Annotated in this window: 7 protein-coding genes; 5 read left to right on the top strand and 2 right to left on the bottom strand. The window is 65.7% G+C overall.

Annotated features, from left to right (window positions below; all coding sequences use genetic code 11):
* The 4 genes from QZ847_RS12405 to QZ847_RS12390 form a co-directional block, all read left to right on the top strand.
* Positions 1–269, top strand: a 269-nt coding sequence (locus tag QZ847_RS12405) for a PhoU domain-containing protein (protein WP_294356912.1), incomplete at its 5' end; no start/stop codon positions are given.
* 5 nt (positions 270–274) lie between these two features.
* The gene (phoB, locus tag QZ847_RS12400) at positions 275–967 is read left to right on the top strand and encodes a phosphate regulon transcriptional regulator PhoB (protein ID WP_093007503.1); all 693 of its coding nucleotides are present in this window, start codon (positions 275–277) and stop codon (positions 965–967) included.
* A 127-nt stretch (positions 968–1,094) separates the two neighbouring features.
* A complete protein-coding gene (locus tag QZ847_RS12395) occupies positions 1,095–1,580 on the top strand; it encodes a hypothetical protein (protein WP_294356910.1) in 486 nt (161 codons plus the stop codon).
* 80 nt (positions 1,581–1,660) lie between these two features.
* The gene (locus QZ847_RS12390; protein WP_294356908.1) at positions 1,661–2,560 is read left to right on the top strand and encodes an SDR family NAD(P)-dependent oxidoreductase; all 900 of its coding nucleotides are present in this window, start codon (positions 1,661–1,663) and stop codon (positions 2,558–2,560) included.
* 35 nt (positions 2,561–2,595) lie between these two features.
* Here QZ847_RS12390 and QZ847_RS12385 read toward each other — a convergent pair whose 3' ends face one another.
* Together QZ847_RS12385 and epsC are read right to left on the bottom strand one after the other, a co-directional pair.
* On the bottom strand, positions 2,596–2,940 hold the full coding sequence (locus tag QZ847_RS12385; RefSeq protein ID WP_294356906.1) for a DUF2794 domain-containing protein: 345 nt from the start codon (positions 2,938–2,940) through the stop codon (positions 2,596–2,598).
* On the bottom strand, positions 2,940–3,620 hold the full coding sequence (gene epsC, locus QZ847_RS12380) for a serine O-acetyltransferase EpsC (RefSeq protein WP_294356904.1): 681 nt from the start codon (positions 3,618–3,620) through the stop codon (positions 2,940–2,942). The genes QZ847_RS12385 and epsC overlap by 1 nt, the downstream gene beginning before the upstream one ends.
* Positions 3,621–3,764: 144 nt before the next feature.
* Between epsC and QZ847_RS12375 the strand changes: the two genes are divergently transcribed.
* Positions 3,765–4,161: sulfite exporter TauE/SafE family protein (locus QZ847_RS12375; RefSeq protein WP_294356902.1), on the top strand; the 397-nt coding region annotated here is incomplete at its 3' end.

Below are 4,161 nucleotides of genomic sequence, written 5' to 3'. Positions count from 1 at the left end.
CCGCGATCGCGATCTGCGAGCGCGACGACGCGCTGGACGATTTCTACGACAGCATTTTTCGCACGCTCGTCACCTACATGGTCGAAAATCCGAAAACGATCAGCCAGTGCGCGCACCTGCTGTTCGTCGCCAAGCATCTGGAACGGATCGGCGACCATGCGACCAACGTCGCGGAGATGATCCACTTCGCCGCGCACGGCACCCCAATCGCCGAGCGCGACCGGTCGGACGACGACGTCGCGACCTCCCCTTTCTCGTCAAGGAGCTGACCCAAATGGCACGCGCACGCATGTTGCTGGTCGAGGACGACGCGAGCCTCGCCGAGCTGCTCGTCTGGCATTTCTCGCGCGAGAATTTCGACGTCCAGCACACGATCGACGGCGAGGAGGCGCTGCTGCTCGCGCGCGAGACGCCGCCCGACATCGTGCTGCTCGACTGGATGGTCGAGGGCATCTCCGGAATCGAGGTCTGCCGCCGCCTGCGCCGTGCGGCCGAGACGCAGAACGTGCCGATCATCATGCTGACCGCGCGCGGCGAGGAGGAGGACCGCGTCCGCGGGCTGGAAACCGGTGCCGACGATTACGTCACCAAGCCGTTCAGTCCGCGCGAGCTGGTCGCGCGCGTTGGCGCGGTGCTGCGCCGGGTCCGCCCCGCGCTGGCTGGTGAAGCGCTCAGCTACTCCGATCTCGAGATGGATACGGTCGGTCACAAGGTCCGCCGCGGCGGGGAGGTGATCCCGCTCGGGCCGACCGAGTTCCGCCTGCTCAAGCATTTCCTGGAGCACCCGGGACACGTCTTCTCGCGCGAGCGGCTGCTCGACAGCGTGTGGGGGCACGACAGCGACATCGAGAGCCGGACCGTCGACGTCCACATCCGCCGCCTGCGCAAGGCGATCAACGAAGGTGGTCGGCCCGACATTATCCGCACCGTCCGCTCGGCCGGCTATGCGCTCGATGCCGGGCACTGACCGCCGGAAAGTGCCGCTCCGGCGCTGAATCTCGGATCGCATGCGCAACAACGGACCCTTCCTGCCCATCGCACGTTGGCCAGACCGCGTGTCATTTACACGATTGATTTCCGGCAGGAGAGTTCTGATGAAGTCTATCCTACTTGCAGCCGCCGCGATGATCGCGACCCCGGCCATTGCACAGACGACCACCACCCCCGCGGACAGCGGCGCCACCATGCCGCAGGACCAGACCGCACCGCCGACCGACTCGACCGGCACCATGACGCCGTCCGACCCCGCGATGTCGACCCCTCCGACGGCGTCAGACCCGACGATGTCGTCGCAGAGCATGCCGACGACGCAGTCTTCGTCGATGCCCGCGCCGACGACCGGCGGCGACGGCACGATGGCGACCCCGGCAGGCGGCTACCAGCCGAGCCAGCCTGCGATGAGCGGTCAGATGGCACCGGGCGCGACCGTCCGCTACCAGCAGGCGCAGGACCCGAACACTGCCTACCCGCCGCCGGCACCCAAGGCGAGCTACCCGATCTGCAAGGCTGGCCAATATGACGGCTGCATGCAGGCGAGCGACGCGCGCGGTTCGCGCAAGGCGACGCGCCGCCGTCGCTGATACCTCGAACGGGCGGTTGCGCCCGTTTGAATGATGAGTATGGGAAGGCGCTCCAGTTCACACGAAGGAGCGCCTTTTCCATGTCCATCCGTTTCGATGACAAGGTCGCGATCGTCACCGGTGCCGGCGGCGGCCTGGGGCGCGAATATGCGCTCGAACTCGCGCGGCGCGGCGCCAAGGTCGTCGTCAACGACCTTGGCGGAGATCGCAGCGGTACCGGCGCATCCGACGCCGCGCAGAAGGTCGTCGAGGAGATTGAGGCCGCAGGTGGGCAGGCGATCGCGAATGGCGCCAGCGTCACCGAATACGACCAGATGGTCGCAATGGTCGCCCAGGCCAAGGAGAAGTGGGGCGGCGTCCACATCCTGATCAACAATGCGGGCGTGCTGCGCGACAAGACGTTCGCGAAGATGGAGCCGGCCGACTTCGACTTCGTGGTCAAGGTGCACCTGATCGGCTCCGCCAACGCGACCAAGGCGTGCTGGGAAACCTTCCGCGAGCAGAATTACGGCCGCGTGCTGATGACCGCGTCATCGACGGGTCTGTTTGGCAATTTCGGCCAATCGAACTACGGCGCGGCGAAGCTCGGGCTCGCCGGTCTGACCAAGACGCTGTATCTCGAAGGCGCGAAGAACAACATCAAGGTCAACACGCTGGCCCCGACGGCGGGAACGCGGATGACGCAGGACATTTTCCCCGAGCAGCTGTTCGATGCCTTCTCGCCCGACAAGGTCGTGCCGGCGGCACTGTTCCTCGTCAGCGAGGATGCGCCGACCAACCAGATCGTCGGCGCGGGCGCGGGCGTGTTCCAGGCGAGCTACGTCACGCTGACGCAGGGTGTGGCGCTGAAAGGCGACGACCTCTCGCCCGAGGGGATCGCGACGCATTGGGCGCAGATCACCGATCGCAACGGAGAGATCGTGCCCGACTCAGGCTCGGCACAGGCGATGCTGATCGGGAAGAAGCTGCAGGAAGGTTGAAATTGCGCGGGGGGCGTCTGGGAAGGCGCCCCTTGTCATTCCTCGACCAGCTTTAGCAGGCGACGTTCCACCGGCGCCAGGACCGCGCCGAGCTCGTGACCGCGTTTCACCACCTGCCCCGCCTCGCCGACCAGCGCCCACATACCTTGGCGTTGCCTGAGACTCGGCCGCTTCTCGATCCGGAACTCGGGCCGCTCGGTCGCGCGGCGAAAGGCCGAGAACGTTGCCGCCTCGCGTCCGAGATCGATCGCGTAATCGCGCCAATGCCCCGCCGCGACCATGCGGCCGTACAGATCGAGGATGCGGGTCAGCTCCTGTCGGTCGAACGCGACCTGCGTCGGTCCGCCTGCTACTTTCGGAAACGGAGTGACGGTGCCCATCAGGCGCGGTTACGCCTTTCTTCGCTCTGTTCGTCGAGCAGCGCGTTGAGCCGCTTGCGCATCGCCTCCAACTCGCAGCGGAGCAGCTCGACCTTCTGCGTCGCGGGATCGAACATCTCCGAACACGGCGTACCGTAGGGTACGAAGCGACGCTCGGGCGCCTGTCCGCCCTCCACCATCGTGGGGCGCGCAGGAATGCCGACCATCACCGCACCTTCGGGCACGTCGCGGGTCACGACCGCGTTGGCGCCGACCCGCGCGCGCTCGCCGACCGTGATCGGCCCGAGCACCTGCGCGCCCGACCCGATGATCGCACCATCGGCGATCGTCGGGTGCCGCTTGCCGCCGACGCCGTTGTCGGGGCTGGTCCCGCCCAGCGTGACGCATTGGTAGATCGTGACATTGTCACCGATCACCGCTGTCTCGCCGATGACGACGAAGCCGTGATCGATGAAGAAGTTGCGCCCGATGGTTGCACCGGGATGAATGTCAATCGCCGTGGTCGCGCGCGAAAAATGGTTCACGCAACGGGCGAGGAAAAACAGGCGCGCGCGGAAAAGACGATGCGCTACCTTGTGCCAGCCGAGCGCCCAGACACCCGGATAGGTCAGGATCTCCGCACGGCTTCGCGGTGCCGGATCACGCGCGCGGATTGAATCAAGATAGGAAAGAAGAGACATGGTACCGCGCCCCTATACGCGTGAACCGTCCACTTAGGTGCACGCCCTGCCCTTTTCCAGCGCGACCCAACGTGCCATCAAAGCCTAGTTGCACCATAGGATTTCTCTCTCGACCGCTACCAGCGAGTACGACAAGGGATTCACATGCCTGATCTGAGCCTTATCGACATCGGCGCGATACTGCCGTTCATCGCGATTGGATTTGCCGCGCAGCTGGTTGATGGCGCGCTGGGCATGGCGTTCGGCGTGATATGCAACGTGCTGCTGGTCGCAATCGTCGGCGTCGCGCCGGCGCGTGCGTCCGCGAACGTGCATATCGTGGAGACGTTCACGACGGCGGTGTCGGGGATCAGCCACGCGCTACACGGCAACATCGACCGCAAGCTGTTCGTGCGCCTGCTCGTACCCGGACTAATCGGTGGCGTGACCGGCGCTTATGTTTTGACCAGCGTCGATGGCAGCGTCGTGAAGCCGTTCGTCCTCGCCTACCTCGTCGCAATGGGCATCTACCTGCTCGTTCGCGGCCTTTTGTCGACCCCGC

This window comes from uncultured Sphingomonas sp., from assembly GCF_913778135.1.
Classification (GTDB): domain Bacteria; phylum Pseudomonadota; class Alphaproteobacteria; order Sphingomonadales; family Sphingomonadaceae; genus Sphingomonas.
This window is presented reverse-complemented; position numbering and strand designations above follow the sequence as displayed.